We start from the raw sequence: 22663 nt of genomic DNA, 5'->3' as shown, positions 1-22663 counted from the left end.
GTCTGTGCCGGTCTCGGAGATGTTCCGCGACCCGCCGGTGTTCCGCGCGCTGCGTGACGACGTGCTGCCGCTGCTCGCCTCGTATCCGCAGATCAACATCTGGCAGGCGGGCTGCGCGTTCGGCCAGGAAGTGTATTCGCTCGCGATCCTGCTCGAAGAGGCCGGACTCTACGACCGCAGCCAGATCTATGCGACCGACTTCAGCGACGCGGCGATCGCGCGCGCGCAGGAAGGCATCTTCCCGGCGCGCGAGGCGCGGCTGTATTCGGAAAACTATCTGGCCGCCGGCGGCCGGCACTCGCTCGCCGACTACTACCACGCGCGCTACGAGCTCATCACGATCGACGCGCGCCTGCGCCGCAACGTCACGTTCGCGAACCACAACCTCGTCTGCGACGGCGTGTTCTGCGAGGCGCACCTGATCCTCTGCCGCAACGTGCTGATCTATTTCACCGACCCGCTGCAGAACCACGTGCTGGAACTGTTTCGCGACAGCCTCGTGCGCAAGGGCTTCCTGTGCCTGGGCACGCGCGAGAACATCGCCTTCGCGCGTGCCGCGAAGGACTTCCGCGCGATCGATCCGCGTTTGCGCATCTTCCAGCTGGACCTCGCCTCCTGAATTGTCCTGCCCGAGAACGACCCGCGCCCCCGTGAATCCCGCAGCGAACACCAAGCTCCCGCTCGTCGCCGTCGGCTGTTCGGCCGGCGGACTGCGCGCGCTGCACGTGCTGCTGGCCGGGCTCTCGCCGGATCTGGCCGCCTCCGTCGTCGTGGTCTGCCACACGGGCTCCGAAGACGTGAGCCTGCTCTGCGAACTGCTCGCACGCAGCAGCGCATTGCCGGTCGGCGAAGCGATCGAGCGCACGACGCCGCTCGCGGCGCACGTCTACATCGCGCCGACGGGCTATCACCTGCTGGTCGGCGACGACGGACGCTTTGCGCTGTCCGTCGACCCGCGCGTCGGCTTCGCGCGGCCGTCGATCGACGTGCTGTTCGAGTCGGTTGCCGACACCTGCGGCGCGCGCGCGATCGGCGTGATCATGACCGGCGCGAACAGCGACGGCGCCGCGGGCCTGAAGCGCATCCGCGAACGCGGCGGATATGCCGTCGTGCAGGAACCCGCCGACGCCGAAGTCGAGCTGATGCCCGCGTCGGCGCTGGAGATCGCCGGCGCCGACCGTTGCGTGCGGCTGGAGGAGATCGCGGCGCTCGTGAATCGGCTGCTGAGTCAGGAAAGAGACGGAGGAATGAGAAACGAGTGAGAGCGGCGACGCCGCGGCTTTCTTTACTTGCTCACTCCGGTCCGCAGGTCACTCGCTCAAACTGGACCACTAACTTCGGAAACTCCTGGCTCTCCATCAGATCCAGCGTATCCACTAGGCTGACTCCTGTCCTGAATCGCATCGACGATGCGCAGGCAACCCGCCAAGGAGAAGCCCATGAAGCCTTCCGACGTCCTGACGCTGCTCGCGCTCGGCGCGCTCTGGGGCGGCTCGTACCTGTTCATGCATGTCGGTGCCGCCGGGTTCGGACCGTGGACGCTGGCCGGATTGCGCGCGGCCGTGGCGGCGGTCTGCCTGCTGCCGCTGCTGCTGGCCGGCGGCCGCTGGCGCGAACTCGCGGCGAACTGGAAACCCGTCGCGGTCGCCGGCATCGCCGGCGCGGCGCTGCCCTACGTGCTCTACGCGTTTGCGACCCAGCACATCAGCACCGGCCTGACCGCGACCCTGAGCGCGGCGACGCCGCTCTATGCCGCGGCAATCGCCGCGCTGTGGCTGCGCGAACGGCTCAGCGCGCCGCGCTTCGCCGGTCTGCTGCTCGGACTGGCCGGCGTCGTCTGGCTGGTGCGCGATCGCATCGATGCCGGCACCGGCGGCCTCGCCGCACTCGCGATAGGCGCCGCGCTGCTCGCCACACTGGGCTACGGCTTCACCGGCAATTTCAGCCGGCGCCATCTGTCGGGTGTCGCACCGCTCGTCGCGGCGGCCGGCGGCCAGGCCGCCTCGGCACTGACGCTGTCGGTTCCGGCGGTGCTGCACTGGCCGGCTGCGTCGCCGTCGCTGCGTGCCTGGGCCGCGCTGATCGCCCTCGCGCTGCTCTGCACCGCACTCGCCTATCTGTTGTTCTTCCGGCTGATCGCACGCATCGGCGCCGCGCGCACGATGACGGTGTCGTTCCTGATCCCGCTGTTCGGCGTGTTCTGGGGCTGGCTGTTCCTCGGCGAGCGCATCGATGCGGACATGCTGGTCGGCGGCGCGATCATTCTCGCGGGCACGACGTTGAGCAGCGGGCTGGCCGACGGCGCCTTCGCGCGGTTGCGTGCGCGCGAGATGGCCGCGTCGTGACGGCGGAAATTCTTGCGGCGGGCTGAAAGTATTTCTTTCGGCACGGCGATGAGTCGACGGTTTCTTCACGCGTCGCGACGAATTTTCGCGCGCTGATCGACGGCTCGTCGCGCGCGCCGTTCGTGACGTTTTTCGAATGCGTTTCACGATGCATGCGGCGCGGCGCACGAACCGAACACCGATTTGCGTCAAACATCGGCACCGCTCGTCCCGCGCATTTCATGATTCCCGTTGCCGATTCCCCGCGGTGGCACGCAACCTGCTGAGCGCAGAGGCCGTCCCCCCTGCAGCGGTCCGATCATGCTCGCTCACCTCAGCTTCAGAATTTGTCCACACCTGCACGATGGAACCTGGTCGATCCTCGCCGGCGACGTGCTGCTCGCAACGCATACGAGCTGCTGCGACGCGATCGACTATGCGCTCGACATGGCCGAGACCGGCTGGCGCGACACCGGCGTGACCACGGACGTCGCGCTCGTCGATCCGCAGGGCGAGGTCTGCCTCTGGCGCGCCTACGGCGTGCGGCTGCACTGATCGGCGGCGAAAAACCCCGCCGGGATGCAGGTTGTGGTGAGCGCAGCGAACCGCAACCTGCATTCGCAACCCACGCACGCGGGCTATGTCCTCACTCCAGCGGCCTGAGCTTCGGCACCGGCGGCGCGTCGACCGGCAGCGGCTCGTTCGGTTTCGGCCGGTGGCCCTTGCGCGGTTCGAGCGGATCGGCGAGATGCCCTGGTTCGACGTTCTCGTCGTCGCGCTCGGGCGTGGACTGGGCCTGGGGTTCGCGCACCGCATAGGCGTCGGCGACCAGCGCCGACGCGAATGTATCGAGTCCGTCGAACGCGGTGCCGCCGTCGACGAAATCGTCGACGCGCGTCCCACCGAACGCGTTCATCAGATGTACCCGCCGAATATCAGCACGGCGACGATCACCAGCACCACGACGAGTCCGCCGCCCGGCGCATAGCCCCAGCTGCGGCTGTAGGGCCAGGTCGGCAGTGCGCCGATGATGAGCAGCACGAGGACGATCAACAGCAGGGTCGACAGCGTCATAACGTTCTCCTTGTCGGGGTTGTCGTGGTGTTCGTGCGGCGAGTTCAGTGCTTGTCGTGGCGGCCCGACCAGTGCGCGTTCCATTCGTCGCGCGAGATCGTGCCGTCGCCGTCACGGTCGATCTTGCTGAAATCCATGCCTTCGGCTTCGTCGGCGCCGAGTTCGTCCTTGCTGAGCTTGCCGTCCTTGTTTTCGTCGAGCTGTTCGAACGACTTCGTCGAGACGTCGCCGCGCTTGTCGTCGGCCAGCGGCGGCATCGGTTTCTTCGGCGGCTCGCGCTGCTCGGGATTTTCCTGCGACCGCGCCGAGTCGACGGGCTGGGGTTTCTCGCCCTGCAGCGACGCCGTTGCGACGGCGGCGAACAACAGCAGGGACGCTGCGGGAATCACGCGTTTCATCGAAGACCTCCGCGACGCGGGCCGGGTTGCCTCCGGCGACGCAGAAACCGTGCCGTGGCCGCGCCGCGCCGCGCGGAAGCCCATGGGCACGGCGGTTTCGCGTGCCGTGTCCGCGATTTGCCGCGCATTCCGGCGGCCGCGAATCTTTGCCCGCGACGCCGAGTCCGCCGCGTCGACCCGCGCAGCCTGCATGCCGTTCAGGACGCATCGGTCGACTTGCACGACTTTGCGGCGTTTTTCGGTGCGCGAACCGGCGATCGCGCGTGGCATCGCTCTTGCGTCGCCGCCTGCGACGACTCAGACGGAGCGCCCCATGCCGACCAAGCCCACGTCCACGAACAAGACCGTCGCACAGCAGACGGTGCAGCGGCAGCGGCGCATCCAGGACGATGTCGCGCAGAAGGAACGCGCACGCAAGGCGAAGGACGACGGCAACGGCGGCAAGAAGCCGGCGATGCAGGCGGGCGCGCGCGAGCAGCCGGAGAATCCGCTGCCGCAGCAGCATCTGCGCAAGCCCGGCTACGAACACGAACTCGATCCGCAGCCGCGCTTTCTCGCCCCCGACTATGCCGGCAGCGACAAACTCAAGGACCGCGTCGCGATCGTGACCGGCGGCGATTCCGGCATCGGCCGCGCCGTCGCCGTGCTGTTCGCGCGCGAAGGCGCCGACGTGGCGGTGCTGCATCTGAACGAGCACGAGGACGCCGCGGTCACGCAGCAGCATGTCGAAGCCGAGGGCCGCCGCTGCCTCGTGATCGCCGGCGACGTGCGCGATCCGGCGTTCTGCAACGACGCCGTGCAGCGCACCGTCGACGCGTTCGGGCGCCTGGACATACTCGTGAACAATGCCGCATTCCAGCAGCACTGCGAGGCGCTGGAAGACCTGAGCGAACTCCATCTGCAGGAAACGCTGCAGACCAACATCGCCGGTTATTTCCACATGGCGCGCGCCGCGCTGCCGCACCTGCACGAGGGCGCGGCCATCATCAACACCGGATCGGAGACCGGCATCTTCGGCAGCAAGGCGCTGCTCGACTATTCCGCGACCAAGGGCGCGATCCACGCGTTCACGATGTCGCTCGCGAGCAACCTCGTCGAGCGCGGCATCCGCGTGAACGCGGTCGCGCCCGGCCCGGTCTGGACGCCGCTGAATCCCGCCGACCGCGACCGCAAGGCCGTTGCGGAGTTCGGCGCCGACAGCGCGATGCGCCGGCCGGCCCAGCCCGAGGAAATCTCGCCGGCCTACGTATTCCTGGCCTCGCCGGTCTGTTCGAGCTACGTCAGCGGCGCGATCCTGCCGGTGATGGGCGGGCCGCGCGGCTGAACCTTCACCGCAGCAGAGGAGATCAACCATGCCACGTGGCGACAAGTCGGCCTATTCCGGCAAGCAGAAGCGAAAGGCCGAACACATCGAAGAAGGCTACGAGGCGCGGGGCGTGTCGAAGAAGGAAGCCGAGCGTCGCGCCTGGGCCACGGTCAACAAGCAGGACGGCGGCGCGAAGCCCGGTCCGAAGGCCAAGCATCCCAAGCGCAGCACGCGCAAGAGCGCGGCGAAGAAGGCAACGGCAAAAAAATCGACCGCGAGGAAATCCACTGCCCGGCAATCCGCGGCCCGGAAATCGACGGCGAAGAAAGCGACCGCACGCAAACCGACGGCGCGGAAATCCACGGCGAAAAAAACCACCGCACGCAAGTCCGCGACGAAGAAATCGACGGCGCGCCGGCCGGCTGCGAAAAAGTCCACGACGCGCCGTACGGCAAAACGCGCGACGGCGCGCAAGTCCGCAGCAACGAAGACCGGCACGCGCCGTCGCAGCCGCGCCTGACGCGCCGGCCGCGCCGCACCGTTCAGCCCGGCGGCGATCCGCAGTAGACTGCGGGTCTTTCCGCCGCCGGGAATTTCATGACTGCAGCAGTGCTGGGCCGTGCAGAGGACGTGCGCATCGGCGTGATCGGCCTCGGCTACGTGGGACTGCCGCTCGCCGTGGAATTCGGCCGGCAACTGCCGACGCTGGGCTTCGACATCGACACCGCGCGCATTGCCGCACTCGCCGAGGGACGCGACCACACGCGCGAAGTCGGTCCTGCGGAACTGGCCTCGGCGCAGCAGCTGCGCTACAGCGCCGACCCGGCCAGCCTGCGCGACTGCAACGTCTTCATCGTCACCGTGCCGACGCCGATCGACGCGTCCAAGCGCCCGGACTTCGGGCCGCTGCTCGCCGCAAGCCGCAGCGTCGGCCGCGCGCTGTCGCGCGGCGCCGTCGCGGTGTTCGAATCCACGGTGTATCCCGGCGCGACCGAAGAAGTCTGCGTGCCGGTGCTCGAGGCCGAATCCGGCCTCGTCTTCAACGTCGACTTCTACGTCGGCTACAGTCCCGAACGCATCAATCCCGGCGACGCCGCGCGACGGCTGCCCGACATCGTCAAGGTGACCTCGGGCTCCACGCCGGCCGCGGCCGAGTTCGTCGACGCGCTGTATCGCCGCATCGTGCGCGCCGGCACGCATCGCGCGTCGAGCATCCGCGTGGCCGAAGCCGCGAAAGTCATCGAGAACACGCAGCGCGATCTGAACATCGCGCTCGTCAACGAACTCGCGCACATCTTCGAGCGCCTCGGCCTCGATACCGCCGAAGTGCTCGAAGCCGCCGGCACGAAGTGGAATTTCCTGCCGTTCCGTCCGGGCCTCGTCGGCGGCCACTGCATCGGCGTCGATCCGTATTACCTGACGCACAAGGCGCAGGCGATCGGCTATCACCCTGACGTGATCCTCGCCGGGCGCCGCATCAACGACGGCATGGGCGCGTACGTGGCGCAGCGCGTCGTGCGTCTGATGGCGCGCCGGCGCATGCCGATCGCCGACGCGCGCGTGCTGATGCTCGGCCTCACGTTCAAGGAAAACTGTCCCGACCTGCGCAATACGCGCGTCGTCGATGTCGTCGATGAACTGCGCAGCTACGGCATGAAGGTCGACGTCTACGACCCCTGGGGCGACCCGGCCCAGGCCCACGACGAATATGGCATCGACCTGCTGCCCGCATTGCCCGAAGGCGGCTACGACGCGATCGTGCTCGCGGTCGCCCATCGCGAGTTCCGCGAAGTCGGCGCCGCGCGCCTGCGCGCCGCCGGCACACCGGGGGCGGTCGTGTTCGATGTGAAGCACGTGTTCGCGCGCGACCTCGTCGACGAGCGGCTGTGAGGCAGGAACGCGTGGAGAAGCGTGAGAAACGGGTGAGCGCGGTCGCCGTCTCTCGTTTCTCGCTCCTCCGCACCCTTTTCTCGATCCCCTAAAATCGCAAACAGCACCAAGCATCTGGATTTCCGTCATGCGAATTCTCATCACAGGCGCCGCGGGCTTCATCGGTGCGGCGCTCGCCCATCGCCTGCTCGACCGCGGCGACGACGTGCTGGGCTACGACAACCTCAACGACTACTACGACGTGCGTCTCAAGCAGGCGCGGCTCGACCGGCTGCTCGCGCGCGAGGGGTTCCGCTTCGTCAAGGGCGCGCTCGAGGACCGCGCCGCGCTCGAGGCCGCGTTCGACGAGTTCGTGCCGGTGCGCGTGGTCAATCTCGCGGCGCAGGCCGGCGTCCGTTATTCGCTGGAAAACCCGCGCGCCTACATCGACGCGAACGTCGTCGGTTTCCTCAACGTTCTCGAAGCCTGCCGCCATCGCGCGATCGAGCACCTCGTCTACGCCTCGTCGAGCTCGGTCTACGGCGCGAACCGCAAGCTGCCGTTCGCCGTCGAGGACAGCGTCGACCATCCGGTCAGCCTCTACGCGGCGAGCAAGAAGACCAACGAGCTGATGGCGCACACCTACAGCCATCTGTTCCAGATGCCGACGACGGGCCTGCGCTTCTTCACCGTCTACGGCCCCTGGGGCCGGCCGGACATGGCACTGTTCCTGTTCACGCGCAAGATCCTCGCGGGCGAGCCGATCGACGTCTTCAACTTCGGCAACCACTCGCGCGACTTCACCTACATCGACGACATCGTCGAAGGCGTGGTCCGCAGCCTGGATCGCATTCCGGGCGCCGATCCCGCGTTCGATCCGCTGAACCCCACGCCGGCCAGCAGCCAGGCGCCGTATCGCGTCTACAACATCGGCAACCACCGGCCGGTCAAGCTGTCGCGCTACATCGAGCTCATCGAGCAGGCGACCGGCCGCACCGCGGAGAAGCGCCTGCTGCCGCTGCAGCCCGGCGATGTGCCTGACACCGCGGCCGACGTCAGCGCACTGATGCGCGACACCGGCTACAGCCCGGACACGCCGGTCGAGATCGGCGTCGAGCGCTTCGTCGCGTGGTACCGCGACTTCCATGGCGTCTGAGCGCGACGCACAGCCGCCGCGCGGCGCGGTGCTCGTCACCGGCGGCGCAGGCTACATCGGCAGCCACGTCGTCGCGCGGCTCGTCGACGCCGGCGAGGACGTGGTCACGCTCGACGACCTCAGCACGGGCTTTCGCGACGCGGTCGTCGGCGGCACCTTCGTCGAGGGCGACGTCGGCGACCGCGCGCTCGTCGCGTCGCTGCTGCGCGAGCACCGCGTGCGCGCCGTCATGCATTTCGCCGCGCGCATCATCGTCGCCGAATCGATGGCCGACCCGATCGGCTACTACGCGAACAACACGGCCGCGACCTGCCAGCTGCTCGCGGCCTGCACCGAGGCCGGCATCGCGCACTTCGTGCTGTCGTCCTCGGCCGCGGTCTACGGCGTGCCCGAGGGCGGACGCGCGACCGAAGCCTCGCCGCTGCAGCCGATCAGTCCCTACGGCCGCTCCAAGCTGATGAGCGAGCAGATGCTGCGCGACCTCGCCGCGGTATCGGCGCTGCGCTACGTCGCGCTGCGCTATTTCAACGTGGCCGGCTGCGACGGCGCCGGCCGCATCGGCCAGTCGACGCGGCGCCCGACCCTGCTCATGAAGGTTGCCGCCGAAGCCGCGCTCGGTGTGCGCCCGCACGTCGCGATCTGCGGCACCGACTACCCGACTCCCGACGGCACCGGCATCCGCGACTACGTCCATGTCGACGACCTGGCGGCCGCGCACGTCTGCGCGCTGGGCTATCTGCGCGACGGCGGCGCGTCGGTCGCGCTCAACGTCGGCTACGGCCGCGGCTACAGCGTGCGCGAGGTGCTGAGCGCGGTCGAACGCGCGCACGGCCGTCCGCTGCCGGTCGTCGAGGCGCCGCGCCGCGCGGGCGACCCGCCCGAGCTCGTGGCCGACTGCGCGCAGGTCCGCAGCGTGCTCGGCTGGGAGCCGCGCCACGACGACCTCGACCTCATGGCCCGCAGCACGCTGGCCTGGGAACGCCGGCTCGCCGAGCGCCGCAATAATGCCCCGTGCCGCGAGCCTCCGGTTCCCGCCCCGCCGTGACGCGGCCGCGGCCCGCATCGTTTCCCGATTCCCCACCCCGGATTCCCCATTCACGTTTCTCGGACTGGCAGCAACGCGGCTACCTGACGCATAGTTCGCGATTCGCCGCCGCCCGCGCCGGCGCCCGCGCCCGCGTTTCGCCCCGAACGCGCCCGCCGCCGGCCCGGGAAAGCGCCGCGCACCGCCCGCCGGTGCCGGTGCAATGCCCGCGGTTCAATTCGTGGAGTTCGCTATGTGTGGAATCGTAGGTGCCGTCGCCGATCGCGAAGTCGGCCCCATCCTGATCGCCGGCCTGCAGGCGCTCGAATACCGCGGGTATGACTCGGCCGGACTGGCCGTGCTGCAGGGCGGCGCGCTCGCGCGCCGCCGCACGAAGGGCAAGGTGCGCGAACTCGAACAACTGCTGAGCGCCGACCCTGCGCCGGCCCGCATCGGCATCGCGCACACGCGCTGGGCGACCCACGGCGTGCCGAGCACGCACAACGCCCATCCGCACGTTTCCTCCGACCTGATCTCGGTCGTGCACAACGGCATCATCGAGAACCACGAGGAACTGCGCCGCGAGCTGCAGGACAAGGGCTACGCATTCAGTTCCGAAACCGACACCGAAGTCATCGCGCATCTGATCGATGCGCTGCAGCGCGAAGGCGCCGATCTCGTCACCGCCGTCGTACGCGCGACGCAGCGCCTGCACGGCGCGTTTGCGATCGCCGTGCTGTCGGCACGCGAACCCGACCGCGTCGTCGGCGCGCGCCGCGGCAGCCCGCTCGTCGTCGGCATCGGCCTCGGCGAACACTTCATCGGTTCGGACGTGCAGGCCCTGCTGCGCGTGACCAATCGCTTCATCTATCTCGACGAAGGCGACATCGTCGAAATCCGCCGCGACGGCTACCGCATCTTCGACGGCGACGGCCGCGACGTCTCGCGCGACGTGCGCGAGACCGACCTGACCGCCGATGCGGTCGAACGCGGCGAATACCGCCACTACATGCTCAAGGAAATCCACGAGCAGCCCGAGGCCGTGGCGCGCACGCTCGAAGGCCGCATCAGCGGTTCGCGCATCCTGCCGAACGTGTTCGGCGTCGATGCGGAGCAGCTCCTCGCGCGCGTCAAGCACGTGCACATCGTCGCCTGCGGCACGAGCTATCACGCCGGCATGGTCGCGCGCTACTGGATCGAAGCGCTGGCCGGCCTGCCCTGCTCGGTCGAGGTCGCGAGCGAATACCGCTACCGCGATACCGTCGTGCCGGCCGACACGCTGTTCGTCGCCGTGTCGCAGTCCGGCGAAACCGCCGACACGCTCGCGGCGCTGCGCAGCGGCAAGGCCAGCGCGCGCTACCTCGGCGCGCTCGCGGTCTGCAACGTGCCCGAATCCTCGCTGGTGCGCGAATCCGATCTCGTGCTGATGACGCGCGCCGGCCCCGAGATCGGCGTCGCCTCGACCAAGGCGTTCACGACGCAGCTCGCCGCGCTGGGCTTGCTCTGCCTCGAACTCGCGCGCCTCAACGGCATGGCCGACGCACGCTACGAACAGCTGGTCGGCGAACTGTCGACGCTGCCGCGCCTCGTCGCCGACGCGCTCACGCTGGAACCGCAGATCGCCACGCTGGCCGAACGCTTCGTCGACAAGCAGCATGCGCTGTTCCTCGGCCGCGGCGCGAGCTATCCGATCGCGATCGAAGCGGCGCTGAAGCTCAAGGAAATCTCCTACATCCACGCCGAAGCCTATCCCGCCGGCGAACTCAAGCACGGCCCGCTCGCCCTTGTCGACGAGCACATGCCGGTGATCGCGGTCGCGCCCAACAATCAACTGTTGGAAAAATTGAAATCGAACCTCGAAGAAGTCCGCGCGCGCGGCGGCGAGCTGTTCGTGATCGCCGACGCCGCCGTCGACGTCAAGCTCGACGCGAACCGCGGCGCGCTGCTGCGCCTCGCCGTCGGCGAAAGCCTCGTCGCCCCGGCCGTGTTCAACATCCCGCTGCAGCTGCTCGCGTATCACGTCGCCGTGCTCAAGGGCACCGATGTCGATCAGCCGCGGAATCTGGCGAAGTCGGTGACGGTGGAGTGAGCGGCGTTTCTGCGACGCGGCGTATCCGGTGCCGGCAAGGACGACGGCAGCAACGAGCACATCGCCCGCCCAGGCCCGGTAGTCACGGCCATCGCCGCACGTTTCAGCGACGGCAACGACGTACTGCAGATCGGCGGTCTGTTCTGGTTCGACGGTACAAGTTCCGCCTGGGCCGACCTCAAGCGCCGATCGCTCTTCAGCCAGGCGGATGATCCTGGCCTGGACGAAGTCGGTGAAAACGTCGGCAACGACGCGCGGCGGAATACCCGGTCGATGCGGTCGAGCTGTTTGAGACCGGCGGCCCGATTCAACAGGGCAACGACGAGTTCGACACGTTGGCCGGCATCCGGCAGGAACTGGAAATCGCCCGCAGACAACGAGAGAGCCTCGGTCCGGTTGCCCGAGGTTGGCGCGATCACCACGATGGCATCGTCCTCGAGGTTCGAGCGTGCCGTCGGTGCGGCGGAAAAAATTGTGTCGTCGACCGCAACTGGATTCAATGCGTTGCCGTTCCGATTGCCGAGCCCATGACTGAAACGGTCCTTCATGAGCTGCTCCGGACATCGCTGGTCGATGTCTTCGATCTCGCGTCTGCCGGCGGCACGCGCGAGTCGGTGTGTGCAGCGCGAACGCAGCTGCGCTTTCCGTATCGCGGCAGCTGCCTGCGACATCTCGACGGCAGCACCGTCGTGGCCGATGCGAGCCAGGTACAGTTCTTCAACGCAGGCGAGCGCGGCGAGGTCAGTCATCCGCATCCCGACGGCGACGCCAGCCTCGTGCTTACCGTGGACGAAGCGCTGCTGCGCGAGATAGCGCCGCCGGCCTTGCTGCACGACGGCGAGCCGCCGCGTTTCCGCGAGCATCGGCTCGGCATCGATCCGCGCGCGCAGGTGCTCGTGGCGCTGCTGCGGCACAGCCTGCACGAAGGCACGGCCGATCCGCTCGAAGCCGAGAGCCTCGCGCTGACGCTGGTGCAGCGCGCGATCGGTCCGCGCACGGCGCATGCCGCGAGCGGCAGCCAGAGCCGTCAGCGCCTCGTGGACCGCGCCAAGCGCGTGCTCGTCGGGGATCTCGCGCGGCGCTGGACGCTGGCCGAGGTCGCGGCCGAAGTCGGTGTTTCGGCAGTCTATCTGACGCAGAGCTTCCGCGAGGTCGAAGGCGTGCCGCTGTATCGCTACCAGTTGCGGCTGCGGCTCGCGCGCGCGCTCGATCTGCTCGGCGAGTACGACGACCTCAGCGCGCTGAGTCACGATCTCGGCTTCTCGAGCCACAGTCATTTCACGGCCGCGTTCCAGCAGGCCTACGGACGCACGCCGAGCGAGTTCCGGCAATCGGCGCTGCCGCCGAAAAACCGCGCCGGTTCCTGAGGCCGCGATACGCGGGCACGCGGTCCGTCCGCCGCTGACCTGACGGTTTCCTAAAGAATTCGACAGCGACCGCCGGCCCGTCGGCGTCTACTGGCACTGCCCGCTGCGTCGGGCAACCGCGCCGCCGATGGCGGCAACGACCACGACACGAATCCAGGTTGTCGCCGTTCGGCGACGGCAACGGCCGGTGTTTGCCCGAACGCAGGCGATCCGGCGCCGCGCGACCTGACGGAGGACACGCAATGAATCGCAGACAATTCCTCGGAACGGCCGCGAGCGTCGGAGGCGCGCTCGTGCTGTCCGCCGGTCCCGGCGCGACCGACGCGCCATCGCAGCGCATGCGCGGATCCGAAGCGGCGGCATTCCACGGCCGGCGCCGCTATGCATCGACATCGTTCGGCAACATCGCCTATGTCGAACGCGGCAGCGGCGATGCCGCGCTGTTCCTGCACGGCTTTCCGTTGAACGGGTTTCAATGGCGCGGCGCGCTCGAACGCCTGTCGCCGTACCGGCGCTGCATCGCGCCGGATTTCCTTGGCCTGGGTTTCACCCAGGTCGCGGAAGGGCAGCCGGTCGGCCCCGACGATCAGGTCGCGATGCTCGGCGCGTTTCTCGACCGGCTCGGCATCGCGAGCGTCGATGTGGTTGCGAGCGACAGCGGCGGCGCGGTGGCGCAGCTGCTGCTCGCGCGGCATCCCGAGCGCGTGCGCACGCTGCTGCTCGCGAACGGCGACACCGCGATAGAGAGCCCGCCGCCGGCGATGCTGCCGGTCATCGAACTCGCGAAACACGGCAGGTTCGTCGACGAATGGCTGGCGCCATGGTGGGAGAACCCGACGCTCGCGCGGTCGGCCGAGGGCATCGGCGGCATGTGCTACGCGAACGGCACGCATCCGACCGACGACACCGTCGACCTGTATTTCGGGCCGCTGCTGTCCACGGTGCGGCGCAGCGCGCTCGCGAATGCGTATGCGGCCGCGCTCGCGCGCAATCCGCTCGCCGATGTCGAGACGACGCTGCGGCGCAGCCACGCACCGGTGCGCGTCGTCTGGGGCATGGCCGACACGATTTTCTCGGCCGCGAACGCGGACTACCTCGACCGCGCGTTCGGCGGATCGCGCGGCGTGCGCCGGCTCGACGGCGCCAAGCTGTTCTGGCCCGAGGAACAGCCCGATGTGATCGCGCACGAGGCGCGCGCACTCTGGAATGCCTGGGCGCCGCTGGCCGTGACGCGCTGATGCCGCCGCTGCAATCCGGAGCCCTTCCATGAATGCCACGATTCGCAGCGTCCGCGCGACGCTTTTCGCCGGTGCCCTGACCATTGCGATCACCGCTGCCGCACGTGCGTCGGATCATCTCGACACGCCGGCGGTGATCGCCGATCCCGCCGCCGACATCGGCGACCTCTATGCCTGGATGTCGCCCGACGGCGAGCGCCTCGATCTCGTCATGACCATCGTCGGCAAGCGCTTCTCGGATCAGATCGCCTATGTGTTCCATGTCGACAGCGGCCGGCGCTTCGGCAAGACACGCGCAACGACGGCGATCGAGTGCCGCTTCGACGCCGCCGGAAGCGCGCGCTGCGATGCGGCTGGCGACAGTGCCGGCGGCGATGCCGGCGTCGCGGCGGGAATCGACAGCGCGCAGCGGCGATTCCGCGTCTTCGCCGGGCTGCGCAACGATCCGTTCGCGAACAATGTGCGCGGCACGCGGCAGGCCTACGACGTCGTCAAGCGCGCATTGGGCACGGGGATTGCGGCCGATGCATCGGGCTGTCCCGCGCTGGGGCCGCCAGTCAGCGCAGAGATACTCGACCGCTGGCGTCACACCGACGGCGGGCCGCCGCAGAATTTCCTGGCCGGCTGGTCGACGGCGGCACTTGTCGTGTCGATCGACGTCGATGCGGTCGATCGCGGCGGGCCGCTGCTCGCGGTCTGGGCCGGCACTTACGCAGCGGCATCGCGCGGCACGCGCTTTGATCGGGTCGGACGCACGCTGACCGGCAATGCGCTGATAGGCCCGCTGGATCGCGGCGACGTCAGCAACGCTCGCAAGGAGCAGTACAACCGCGCCGCACCGGCGGAATGGCCGAGATTCGTACCGGACATCGAGCGCACGCTGGGTCTCTATGACGCGTTCGACGGCATCTGCGGCAATCAATGGCTCGCTGCGTCGACCCCGCAGCCCCATCGGTACCGTGCGCTCGCCCGGCTGCTCGCCGATGACCGGCTCTGGGTCGACAGCCGCCATGCGCGGTGCACGCGTTTTCTCGCCGTCGAGACCGGCGACAACACGCGGCTCGCCGATTGCGGAGGCCGCACGCCGGACAGCGATGTCGTCGACGCGTATCGCGCACGACTGGTCAACGGCAGCGATTCGGGCGTCGACGACGGCGTCACGCAGGACGATGCGGTACATGCGCCGGGGCGGTTCCCGTTCCTCGCCGAGCCTTAGCGGAACGTGCATTCAGCGTTCGCCCCGCCGCACGAGTCGAAGGACACGGGACATGATCATCCGCAAGCCCGTCGTTATCGGGATCGTCACGACGATGGTCGCGATGCTGAGCCCCGCGCTCGCGCAGACGCGACCGACGACGACCGCGGCGATCGCGATCGCCAATCTCGATCACGCGCTCGCGCAGGCCGTCGAACCGGCGCAGCGCGTCGATCTGCTGCTCGCGAGATCGCGCTTCCTGTCGGACCACGATGCGCTGGACGAAGCCGTGAGACTCGCCGGGTCGCTGCCGATCGGCCGCGATCATCTGCTGTTGCGCGCGCGCACGTACGCCGCGGCGCATCGCTTCGCGCAAGCGGAGTCCGACCTGGACGCGGCACTTCTAAGCGGGGCTGACGCACGGCAGGTCGCGCTGCAGCGCGCATCGATTCTCGTCGCGACCGGGCATGCCGACGACGCGGTCCGCCTTCTCGGCAGGCATGCGGGCCGCCTTCCCGGCTACGCGGCGCACAGCGCGTTCGCCGCGGCTCATGCCGAACTCGGACGGTACGCGGAAGCGGACCGGCACTATCGGCTGGCACTCGGCGAACTACGGACGACCTCGCCGTTTCCCTACGCCTGGACGCATTTCGCGCGCGGCCTGATGTGGTCGGAACAGGCCGGCGACGCGCGGCGCGGCGAAGCCGAATACGCGCTCGCCCTCGCCTACCTGCCGGCGTTCGCGAGCGCCTTGGTGCACAAGGCCGAACTCGAATTCGCGCGCGGCGATGTCGCGGCGGCGATACGGCGCATAACGCCGCTCGCCGGCGCCGGGCACGAACCGGAAGCGCTTTCGCTGCTCGGTGAAATTCTGCGGAACGGCGGCGACCGCATCGGCGGCGATCGCGCCGTCGCCGCGGCGGCGCTGCGCTACGAAGCGCTGCTGCACCGCCAGCCGCTTGCCTTCGCCGATCATGCAGTCGAGTTCTACCGCGGACCGGGCAACGACGCCGCCGCGGCGTGGCACTGGGCGCGGCGCAATCTGGCGAACCGGGCGACGCCGCGCGCGTTCGCCCTCGCGATCGACGCCGCCGCGGCGAACGCACGGGACGTCTGCGATCTGGTGCGCGAGATGCGGACGCTGCCGGGCGAACGCGCGCTGTCGAAAACTGCACGGGCCGGGCGGGAACGACGGACGATGCCGAACGCAGCCGCACACTGCCCTTGATCGAAAAACGGCGATGCGACGGCGGACCGGTCGCGATCGCTTCGCACGATTCATCGCGAATGCCAACGTCGTGCCCCGGATTTCCGGCATTTCATCTCGACTTCCACGACCGTAACTTGCAGTACGGATGACTGCACGCTCAAATGTTCCGACGGAAATCTGGCTCGTTCGCATGTCACAAAACAGACACGGTATCAAAATTATGAAATGGATATTTGTTGCATCGCTGCTCGTCAGCGCCGCGACGCCGGCGGCCGAGCTGACGCGGTTCCAGCAATGGCTGTCGTTCACGCAGGGCGCCGCGTTCAACGCGTCCGGTCCCGCCGGCATGTACGCCGCGCAGGACATGCAGGAAATTCGCGACGGAGAAACGCTGTATCTGAATCCGGTCGTGCTGCCGGACGGCTGGAAATGGTCGCGCACCGGGTCGGATCAGCCCGTTGCCAGCGTCGCGTATCGCAACGGCAAGGCCATGCTGAGCGGCCGCGGCATCGAGACGCTCGATCTGCTCGAACGTCCCGATCGTCAGCTGACCCTGCCCGGGCAATTGACGGTGCGCGTGTCGCTGCTCGGCGCGGAGACGCTCAAGGTCTGGCTGCACAATCCCGAACGCGTGATGCAGCGCGGCTTCCGCGGACTGGATTTCTTTTCATACGATCCCAAGGGCGTCGTCACCGCGCGCTTCACGCGCGAGGAGGAACCGGCCGCGGTCGATTATCTCGATTCGCGCGAACACGCCGGCGTGATGTACGTCGTCGGCAGCGTCGCGCTGCCGATCGCCGGACGCACGCACGTGGTCAAGGCCTACAGTCGGAAGAATCGCTGGGAGGAAATCGACTACGTGCTGCTGATGTTCAAGGACCGGACGTCCGGCAAGAGCACCTACGGCGGCGGCCGGGTGATCGAAGTAGCGCTCGCGAAGGGCAGCCCGCTGAAGCGTCTGGCGATCGATCTCAATCTCGCGTACAGCTTTTCGTGCGCGCACTCGCCGTTCTACAACTGTCCGCTCGCGCTCGTCGATCGGATCGACGCGACGCTGCATTACGGCGAAAAATATCCGCCCCTGTGAGGGTTCCCAGCGCCGCACGTCATGCAACGCGACGGCGGCGAGGCCTTCCGGCAGCCCCGCGCGACCGAAGGACTTGCCGACCGGTGCCGATGATTGCGATGGTTGCGCGTTGCGGGAGCCCGACCGATGGCTCCGGCATGCGGACCTGAGGAACCATCGATGCCCGAAGCCATTCGATACGAAGGCGGCTGCCTGTGCGGTGCGGTCCGCTATGCGGCGAGCGCCGCGCCGCTGCGCGGCGTGATCTGCCACTGCGCAATGTGCCGCCGGCATTCCGGTGCGCCGGCGCTGGCGTTCGTCCATTTTCCTGCGGACGCATTCACCTGGACCACGGCGCCGCCGCGCTGGTATCGCTCTTCGGCCTTCGCCGGGCGCGCGTTCTGCGCGGCCTGCGGCAGCACGCTCGGCATGCGCGAGGACGTGCTGGCCGACCGCGTGCAGGTCTGCGTCGGCAGCCTCGACGAGCCCGCGCGTGCGCGCATCGACGATCACGTCTGGACGAGCGCCCGCCTGCCCTGGTTCGACACGACCGACGCATTGCCGCGCTTCGCGGGTTCGAGCACGGCGGTGCCGTCGAAGGCAATCGACGGTACGGACCCGACCGCGTGATCGATGCGCTGCGGCGACTGATCGGCGAACTCGAAGGCGACCGCGCGTTGCTTGCGCCCGGAAAGCTGCGCAAGCGCCTCGATGCGCTCGATCGCTTCGAGCACTTTCCGATCGGATACGGCGGTACGGACGCGCTGGACCCGGTCATCCCGGCCGAACTCCGGCATCGCGCGGCGACGCTGCGCGATGCCATCGAACAGGCGAACCTCGCGCTGTTCGAGGCGACGCGCGACGCGATACGCAACGGCACCGGCGCCGTCGCACTGCGCCGCTGGACCGAGGCCAGCGCGCGCGCGGGCGACGACTACGATCATCTCGATGCACTGGTCGCCGGCGTGCTGCAGCTCGACGAACCCGCGCCCGCCGGCGGTCTCGCGGCCGGCATGGTGTCCTATCAGCCGACTCCGGCGCGGCACATCGTCGATCTCGTCGATCGCGCCGGACTGTCCGCACGCGACGTGCTGGTCGATCTGGGTTCCGGTCTCGGCCACGTGCCGCTGCTCGCGGCGATCCTCAGCGGAGCACGCGGCGTCGGCATCGAAGTCGAGGCGGCCTACGTTGACTGCGCGCGACGCTGCGCCGCTGCGCTGAACCTGCGCGGCGTGCGCTTCGTCCACGCCGACGTGCGCGCCGCCGACCTGTCCGTCGGCACCATATTCCATCTGTACACACCGTTCACCGGCGCGATCCTCGACGACGTACTGCGCCTGCTGCGGCGCGAAGCGCGGACGCGCGCGCTGCGCATCGTCACGCTGGGGCCGTGCACGCCGGTCGTTGCGCGGGAGCGCTGGCTCGTGACCGACGATGCGTGCGAACTCGACCGACCCGTGCTGTTTCGCAGCGACGGCGCCACGTCCCAGTGCCCTGTTCCGTAAATAACGGTCGAACAATTCCGGTGTCTTTCGCCGCAATACGTCGTCGCACCGCGTTGCCGCAGCGCCGCCTCGGTGCGCCTGGTCTTGCGACGAAATCCATCCGGAATTTTTTCCACGTAGTTGCGGAACAGGACACTGGCGGCCGTCGCCCGAGTCACAGCGTGCGAAACATCACGTAGACATCGACGAGGCCGAGCGCCGCATGCCGGAACGCCCTGGGCAGAGTGCCGACGACCGCGAATCCGAGTTTGCGATACAGAGCAACCGCCGCCAGATTCGTACTTACGACGTAGTTGAACTGCATCGCCGTGAACCCGGCGCCACGGGCAGCGTCGATGCTGTGCGCGACGAGCGCGCGTCCGATTCCCCTGCCCTGCAGGGCAGGATCGACGACGTAGGTTGCACTCGCGACATGCGCGCCGCGCCCCAGGAAGTTCGCGCCGAACTTGTACATCGCGCCCACGCGCCCGTCGACGACCGCGACGCTCGCGGGCTGTGTCGTGAACCAATGCGCCGAAAACGCCGCGCGATCGAATCCGTCGTCGAACGGCAACGTGTCGCCGGCCGCGATCGTGCGCCGCAGGATGGTCCACATCGCATCAGCGTCGTCCGGCAGCGCTGCTCTGACCTGCATTCGATGCCTCGCTTCGTTTCGATTGCGTCGCTCGACGCGGATCATGCCGGTACCGGCGCACATTCGCATTCGGTCAGTCCAGCAGGCGTGCGCGTCCCGATGACTGACGACACTGCGAACAGGCGACGGCCTCATGCAACGCTGGCGCCACCGATGGTCGCTCAGGATGATCCGGCATCATGGAAACGACGATTCTCACAGTGTTCGGCTTCGCCGTCGTCGATGCGATCAACCCCTCGGCGCTGGCGGTGACGCTCGTGCTGCTGACGCAGGCGCGCGCCGTGCCCCACGTGATCGCGTATGTCGCCGGGATACTCGCGACCTACCTCGCGCTCGGCATCGCCCTGATGCTCGGTTTCGGCGCCGCGCTGCGCGGGCTCGGCGCGGCGCTCGACCACCCGGCCGTGCTTGCGCTGCAGGCGGCGCTCGGGCTCGGGCTGCTGCTCTACGCGATCGCCGCGCCGACCCCGTCCGACGCGCCGCGCGAGGCTCGCGACACCGGTCGCGCCGGCGCGATCGGCATGTTCATGCTCGGCGCCACCGTCACGGCGACCGAACTCGTGACGGCGCTGCCCTACTTCGCCGCCATCGCCGTCATGACCTCCGCGAAGCTCGCCGCGGCGCAGTGGCTGCCGCTGCTGCTCGCCTACAACGCGATCTTCATCGCGCCGCCGCTGGCTCTGCTCGGACTGCACCTGCTGTTCGGCAAGCGGCTCGGACCGCGCTATGCGCACTGGAGGGACGTGCTCGCGCGCGGCGCGCGCGAAACCGTGCTCTGGATCCTCGCGCTCGTCGGCTTCGCGCTCGCGGGCGACGCGATCGCCCGGTATCTGCATCAGCGCGCGAAGGCCGATCGCGGCGGCATGCCGGCGAAACGTGCCGTGACCGCCGCGCCGCTGCCGTCGTCCGCACCGTACGTGTTCGCGGTGCCGCCGTCACGGCGCCCGTAGCGACGAACTACGGCTCGACGACGACCGCCCTCGCGACATAACCGCGGCCCGCATCGCAGTCGCGCTGCGCCTCCTCGACGAGCCAGTCGCGGAACTTCGCGATCTTGCTGCTGTTCTGGCGCGCGACGGGCCAGGTGAACCAGAACGCGCGGCCGTCGCTCGCGACCGCATCGTGCGCGGGCACGAGACGGCCCGACGCGAGTTCGTCGCAGAACAGCAGCGGCGAGGCGATCGCGACGCCCTGCCCGGCAATCGCCGCGGCGACGTCGAGGTATTCCGCGGACAGGTTCGTGCCGAAGCGCTGGGGCGCGGGACCGCTGCGGCGGCCGAGCGCGCGGTACCACAGCGTCCACCAGTCGGGACGGCCGAGCAGCGGCACGCCGATTCGGTCCGGGTCGGCCATGTCCACGAGTGCACGTTTGAGAGCCGGCGCGCACAGCGGCATGAACAGGCTCGGCATCAGCCTGACCGTGCGCAGGCCCGGCCAGCGGCCATGGCCGTTGCGCACGGCGGCATCGAAGCGTCCGGCGCCGAGTTCCTGCGCATCCGCCGAAAGATCGAGTTCGACCGCGACGTCGGCATGCCGCTGGCGGAAGCGGCCCAGGCGCGGCGTCAGCCAGCTCGTGCCGAAGCTCGGCAGCGTGGTCAGGCGCAGCCGCGTCTCGTCGAGTTCGACGGCGCGGACGAAGCTCGCGCGCAATGCGGCAAATGCGGCAATGGCCTCATTCGCGATGAGTTCACCGGCTTCGGTCAGAACGACCCGCTGCGGATGCCGCACGAACAGCGCGACGCCGATCTGCTGTTCGAGCCGGCGCACATGGTAGGAGACCGAGGCCGCCGTCGTGTCGAGCTCCTGCGCGGCCTTGACGAAGCTGCCGAGCCGGGCCGCCGCCTCGAAGGCGCGGATCGACACGAGCGACGGAAAGCGATCCTGGCCGAGCATAAGTCCGCCTTAGCCTGCGAGGCCGGATTTCGCGTCGCGTCCGCCGCGCGCGCTTGCGATGCTCGTCCCGACCCGCCCGACGAACCTCAACGCATGAGCCGACCGCATGACCCCTATCGTTCCGATGACGCGCCGCGACTTCGTTGCCGCGCTCGCGCTGGCCGGCGGCGCGGCCGCACTCGGCGTCCCGCGCGCGGTGCGCGCAGCCGGCACGGCGCCCGAACACGAGTGGGACTGGCTGATCGGCAATTGGGACGTGCGCCATCGCCGGCTCAAGGAACGGCTCACGGGTTCCGGCGACTGGGAAGACTTCGGCGGCAAGAGCGCACTGTGGCTCGCGATGGGCGGACTGGGCACGATCGACGACAACCTCGTGGAATTGCCGGCCGGAGTCTATCGCGGCCTGACGATTCGTACCTACGACAAGGCCAGCAGAGCGTGGTCGATCTGGTGGCTCGACGGGCGCAATCCTGCGCGCCTCGACGCGCCGGTCACCGGCCGCTTCGACGGCGACGCCGGCGTGTTCAGCGGTCCCGACACGCTGCGCGGCAAGCCCATCGTCATGCGCTTCCGCTGGCTCGACATCCACAGCCGCGAACCGCACTGGGAGCAGGCGTTCTCGCCCGACGGCGGCAAATCCTGGGAAGTGAACTGGGAAAACTTCTTCACACGTACCGCCGAAAAGGCCACGCCGGTCGCGCTGCTGGCCGATCGCCCGCACGACTTCGATTTCCTCGTCGGCCGCTGGAAGGTGCGGCACCGGCGCCTGCGCAAGCGCCTGGCCGGCAGCGGCGACTGGGACAGTTTCGACGGCACGCTCGTGAACTGGCCGGTGCTCGGCGGCCACGGCAATGTCGGCGACAACGTCATGGATTTTCCGGCCGGCGCCTTCCGCGGCATCGGGCTGCGCGCGTTCGACGCCGCGAGCGGCGACTGGCTGAGCTGGTGGTTCGACGGCCGCGCGCCGACGACGCTCGGCCCGCCGCTGCGCGGCCGCTTCGCCGACGGCGTCGGGGAATTTGTCGGCGACGACACGCACGACGGCAAGCCCGTGCGCACGCGCGTGCGCTGGTCGCAGATCACGCCGACCTCGGCACGCTGGGAACAGGCGAGCTCGGCCGACGGCGGCGTGACCTGGGAGGTGAACTGGGTCAGCGAGTTCACACGGACTTGAGAGCGGGAAAGAGGGATCGGGAGCGGGAAACGCGTGGACATGAAGCGCTCCCCTCGGGCGTTAGCTACTCTTCCAAAATTCCACTGCCGGACAGAGGGCGGCAAGCGCAACGAAACCGGCCGCTATACTCGTTCCTGACTC

25 protein-coding genes are annotated in these 22663 nt (G+C 68.8%); 18 read left to right on the top strand and 7 right to left on the bottom strand.

What is annotated here, in order from left to right:
* The 4 genes from VLF18_RS12575 to VLF18_RS12560 form a co-directional block, all read left to right on the top strand.
* Positions 1-619 (top strand): CheR family methyltransferase (locus tag VLF18_RS12575; RefSeq protein WP_325279972.1); only part of this gene is annotated, 619 nt, incomplete at its 5' end.
* Between the two features lie 31 nt (positions 620-650).
* Positions 651-1262 carry a chemotaxis protein CheB gene (locus tag VLF18_RS12570; protein ID WP_325279971.1) on the top strand — a complete coding sequence of 204 codons (612 nt, stop codon included), beginning with the start codon at positions 651-653 and terminating at the stop codon, positions 1260-1262.
* A gap of 177 nt (positions 1263-1439) precedes the next feature.
* On the top strand, positions 1440-2345 hold the full coding sequence (locus VLF18_RS12565) for a DMT family transporter (RefSeq protein ID WP_325279970.1): 906 nt from the start codon (positions 1440-1442) through the stop codon (positions 2343-2345).
* Between the two features lie 300 nt (positions 2346-2645).
* Positions 2646-2879, top strand: coding sequence for a hypothetical protein (locus tag VLF18_RS12560; RefSeq protein WP_325279969.1), 234 nt, complete (start codon positions 2646-2648; stop codon positions 2877-2879).
* Between the two features lie 91 nt (positions 2880-2970).
* Here the strand turns inward: VLF18_RS12560 and VLF18_RS12555 are convergent, their stop codons facing one another.
* The 3 genes from VLF18_RS12555 to VLF18_RS12545 are packed head-to-tail and all read right to left on the bottom strand — an operon-like array spanning position 2971 to position 3796.
* Entirely contained in the window at positions 2971-3240 is a 270-nt protein-coding gene (locus VLF18_RS12555) for a hypothetical protein (protein ID WP_325279968.1), read from the bottom strand.
* Positions 3240-3398 (bottom strand): DUF3309 family protein, encoded by a 159-nt coding sequence (locus VLF18_RS12550; RefSeq protein WP_414717220.1) that lies wholly within the window; start codon positions 3396-3398, stop codon positions 3240-3242. The genes VLF18_RS12555 and VLF18_RS12550 overlap by 1 nt, the downstream gene beginning before the upstream one ends.
* A 44-nt stretch (positions 3399-3442) precedes the next feature.
* The gene (locus tag VLF18_RS12545; RefSeq protein ID WP_325279967.1) at positions 3443-3796 is read right to left on the bottom strand and encodes an EF-hand domain-containing protein; all 354 of its coding nucleotides are present in this window, start codon (positions 3794-3796) and stop codon (positions 3443-3445) included.
* A 190-nt stretch (positions 3797-3986) separates the two neighbouring features.
* Between VLF18_RS12545 and VLF18_RS12540 the strand changes: the two genes are divergently transcribed.
* Positions 3987-5120, top strand: a complete 1134-nt coding sequence (locus VLF18_RS12540; RefSeq protein WP_414717218.1) for an SDR family oxidoreductase — start codon at positions 3987-3989, stop codon at positions 5118-5120.
* A gap of 96 nt (positions 5121-5216) precedes the next feature.
* Here the strand turns inward: VLF18_RS12540 and VLF18_RS12535 are convergent, their stop codons facing one another.
* Positions 5217-5600, bottom strand: coding sequence for a hypothetical protein (locus tag VLF18_RS12535; protein ID WP_325279965.1), 384 nt, complete (start codon positions 5598-5600; stop codon positions 5217-5219).
* Between the two features lie 99 nt (positions 5601-5699).
* On the opposite strand from VLF18_RS12535, the gene VLF18_RS12530 reads away from it, so the two are divergent.
* The 4 genes from VLF18_RS12530 (at position 5700) to glmS (ending at position 11240) form a co-directional block, all read left to right on the top strand.
* Entirely contained in the window at positions 5700-6992 is a 1293-nt protein-coding gene (locus VLF18_RS12530) for a nucleotide sugar dehydrogenase (RefSeq protein ID WP_325279964.1), read from the top strand.
* A 127-nt stretch (positions 6993-7119) separates the two neighbouring features.
* Positions 7120-8127: an NAD-dependent epimerase gene (locus VLF18_RS12525; protein WP_325279963.1), complete on the top strand. Its 1008-nt coding sequence runs from the start codon at positions 7120-7122 to the stop codon at positions 8125-8127.
* On the top strand, positions 8117-9172 hold the full coding sequence (galE, locus tag VLF18_RS12520) for a UDP-glucose 4-epimerase GalE (protein WP_325279962.1): 1056 nt from the start codon (positions 8117-8119) through the stop codon (positions 9170-9172). The genes VLF18_RS12525 and galE overlap by 11 nt, the downstream gene beginning before the upstream one ends.
* A gap of 232 nt (positions 9173-9404) precedes the next feature.
* A complete protein-coding gene (gene glmS, locus VLF18_RS12515) occupies positions 9405-11240 on the top strand; it encodes a glutamine--fructose-6-phosphate transaminase (isomerizing) (protein WP_325279961.1) in 1836 nt (611 codons plus the stop codon).
* Here the strand turns inward: glmS and VLF18_RS12510 are convergent.
* Entirely contained in the window at positions 11201-11788 is a 588-nt protein-coding gene (locus VLF18_RS12510; RefSeq protein WP_325279960.1) for a hypothetical protein, read from the bottom strand. The two genes, glmS and VLF18_RS12510, sit on opposite strands and share 40 nt — an antisense overlap.
* On the opposite strand from VLF18_RS12510, the gene VLF18_RS12505 reads away from it, so the two are divergent.
* From VLF18_RS12505 to VLF18_RS12475, 7 genes are all read left to right on the top strand, one after another.
* A complete protein-coding gene (locus VLF18_RS12505) occupies positions 11768-12607 on the top strand; it encodes an AraC family transcriptional regulator (RefSeq protein WP_325279959.1) in 840 nt (279 codons plus the stop codon). The genes VLF18_RS12510 and VLF18_RS12505 overlap by 21 nt on opposite strands.
* Positions 12608-12849: 242 nt before the next feature.
* On the top strand, positions 12850-13845 hold the full coding sequence (locus VLF18_RS12500) for an alpha/beta hydrolase (protein ID WP_325279958.1): 996 nt from the start codon (positions 12850-12852) through the stop codon (positions 13843-13845).
* A 28-nt stretch (positions 13846-13873) separates the two neighbouring features.
* On the top strand, positions 13874-15061 hold the full coding sequence (locus VLF18_RS12495; protein ID WP_325279957.1) for a hypothetical protein: 1188 nt from the start codon (positions 13874-13876) through the stop codon (positions 15059-15061).
* 52 nt (positions 15062-15113) lie between these two features.
* Positions 15114-16268, top strand: coding sequence for a hypothetical protein (locus tag VLF18_RS12490; RefSeq protein ID WP_325279956.1), 1155 nt, complete (start codon positions 15114-15116; stop codon positions 16266-16268).
* Between the two features lie 202 nt (positions 16269-16470).
* Positions 16471-17337, top strand: coding sequence for a DUF1684 domain-containing protein (locus VLF18_RS12485; protein ID WP_325279955.1), 867 nt, complete (start codon positions 16471-16473; stop codon positions 17335-17337).
* Positions 17338-17496: 159 nt separating this feature from the next.
* A complete protein-coding gene (locus VLF18_RS12480) occupies positions 17497-17946 on the top strand; it encodes a GFA family protein (RefSeq protein WP_325279954.1) in 450 nt (149 codons plus the stop codon).
* On the top strand, positions 17943-18821 hold the full coding sequence (locus VLF18_RS12475) for a class I SAM-dependent methyltransferase (protein ID WP_325279953.1): 879 nt from the start codon (positions 17943-17945) through the stop codon (positions 18819-18821). The genes VLF18_RS12480 and VLF18_RS12475 overlap by 4 nt, the downstream gene beginning before the upstream one ends.
* A 154-nt stretch (positions 18822-18975) precedes the next feature.
* Here the strand turns inward: VLF18_RS12475 and VLF18_RS12470 are convergent, their stop codons facing one another.
* Positions 18976-19455, bottom strand: coding sequence for an N-acetyltransferase (locus VLF18_RS12470; RefSeq protein WP_325279952.1), 480 nt, complete (start codon positions 19453-19455; stop codon positions 18976-18978).
* A 179-nt stretch (positions 19456-19634) separates the two neighbouring features.
* Between VLF18_RS12470 and VLF18_RS12465 the strand changes: the two genes are divergently transcribed.
* The gene (locus VLF18_RS12465) at positions 19635-20405 is read left to right on the top strand and encodes a GAP family protein (protein WP_325279951.1); all 771 of its coding nucleotides are present in this window, start codon (positions 19635-19637) and stop codon (positions 20403-20405) included.
* Positions 20406-20412: 7 nt separating this feature from the next.
* On the opposite strand, the gene VLF18_RS12460 is transcribed toward VLF18_RS12465, so the two are convergent.
* Complete coding sequence (locus tag VLF18_RS12460; protein ID WP_325279950.1) at positions 20413-21348, bottom strand: LysR substrate-binding domain-containing protein; 936 nt, start codon at positions 21346-21348, stop codon at positions 20413-20415.
* Between the two features lie 106 nt (positions 21349-21454).
* Here VLF18_RS12460 and VLF18_RS12455 point away from each other — a divergent pair, with 106 nt between their 5' ends.
* A complete protein-coding gene (locus tag VLF18_RS12455; RefSeq protein ID WP_325279949.1) occupies positions 21455-22522 on the top strand; it encodes a twin-arginine translocation signal domain-containing protein in 1068 nt (355 codons plus the stop codon).
* Positions 22523-22663: the final 141 nt, after the last annotated feature.

The sequence above is a fragment of the Tahibacter sp. genome (assembly GCF_035481375.1).
Lineage (GTDB): Bacteria > Pseudomonadota > Gammaproteobacteria > Xanthomonadales > Rhodanobacteraceae > Tahibacter.
The sequence above is the reverse complement of the archived record's forward strand: the minus strand, read 5'-3'. Positions and strand labels throughout refer to the sequence as shown.

Excerpts from the sequence above, each read along its gene's own strand:
- VLF18_RS12565 (WP_325279970.1), top strand. The coding sequence starts at position 1,440 with ATGAAGCCTTCCGACGTCCTGACGCTGCTCGCGCTCGGCGCGCTCTGG.
- VLF18_RS12560 (WP_325279969.1), top strand. The coding sequence starts at position 2,646 with ATGCTCGCTCACCTCAGCTTCAGAATTTGTCCACACCTGCACGATGGA.
- VLF18_RS12555 (WP_325279968.1), bottom strand. The coding sequence starts at position 3,240 with ATGAACGCGTTCGGTGGGACGCGCGTCGACGATTTCGTCGACGGCGGC.
- VLF18_RS12550 (WP_414717220.1), bottom strand. The coding sequence starts at position 3,398 with ATGACGCTGTCGACCCTGCTGTTGATCGTCCTCGTGCTGCTCATCATC.
- VLF18_RS12545 (WP_325279967.1), bottom strand. The coding sequence starts at position 3,796 with ATGAAACGCGTGATTCCCGCAGCGTCCCTGCTGTTGTTCGCCGCCGTC.
- VLF18_RS12540 (WP_414717218.1), top strand. The coding sequence starts at position 3,987 with ATGCCGTTCAGGACGCATCGGTCGACTTGCACGACTTTGCGGCGTTTT.
- VLF18_RS12530 (WP_325279964.1), top strand. The coding sequence starts at position 5,700 with ATGACTGCAGCAGTGCTGGGCCGTGCAGAGGACGTGCGCATCGGCGTG.
- VLF18_RS12525 (WP_325279963.1), top strand. The coding sequence starts at position 7,120 with ATGCGAATTCTCATCACAGGCGCCGCGGGCTTCATCGGTGCGGCGCTC.
- galE (WP_325279962.1), top strand. The coding sequence starts at position 8,117 with ATGGCGTCTGAGCGCGACGCACAGCCGCCGCGCGGCGCGGTGCTCGTC.
- glmS (WP_325279961.1), top strand. The coding sequence starts at position 9,405 with ATGTGTGGAATCGTAGGTGCCGTCGCCGATCGCGAAGTCGGCCCCATC.
- VLF18_RS12505 (WP_325279959.1), top strand. The coding sequence starts at position 11,768 with ATGACTGAAACGGTCCTTCATGAGCTGCTCCGGACATCGCTGGTCGAT.
- VLF18_RS12510 (WP_325279960.1), bottom strand. The coding sequence starts at position 11,788 with ATGAAGGACCGTTTCAGTCATGGGCTCGGCAATCGGAACGGCAACGCA.
- VLF18_RS12500 (WP_325279958.1), top strand. The coding sequence starts at position 12,850 with ATGAATCGCAGACAATTCCTCGGAACGGCCGCGAGCGTCGGAGGCGCG.
- VLF18_RS12495 (WP_325279957.1), top strand. The coding sequence starts at position 13,874 with ATGAATGCCACGATTCGCAGCGTCCGCGCGACGCTTTTCGCCGGTGCC.
- VLF18_RS12490 (WP_325279956.1), top strand. The coding sequence starts at position 15,114 with ATGATCATCCGCAAGCCCGTCGTTATCGGGATCGTCACGACGATGGTC.
- VLF18_RS12485 (WP_325279955.1), top strand. The coding sequence starts at position 16,471 with ATGAAATGGATATTTGTTGCATCGCTGCTCGTCAGCGCCGCGACGCCG.
- VLF18_RS12480 (WP_325279954.1), top strand. The coding sequence starts at position 17,497 with ATGCCCGAAGCCATTCGATACGAAGGCGGCTGCCTGTGCGGTGCGGTC.
- VLF18_RS12470 (WP_325279952.1), bottom strand. The coding sequence starts at position 19,455 with ATGCAGGTCAGAGCAGCGCTGCCGGACGACGCTGATGCGATGTGGACC.
- VLF18_RS12465 (WP_325279951.1), top strand. The coding sequence starts at position 19,635 with ATGGAAACGACGATTCTCACAGTGTTCGGCTTCGCCGTCGTCGATGCG.
- VLF18_RS12460 (WP_325279950.1), bottom strand. The coding sequence starts at position 21,348 with ATGCTCGGCCAGGATCGCTTTCCGTCGCTCGTGTCGATCCGCGCCTTC.
- VLF18_RS12455 (WP_325279949.1), top strand. The coding sequence starts at position 21,455 with ATGACCCCTATCGTTCCGATGACGCGCCGCGACTTCGTTGCCGCGCTC.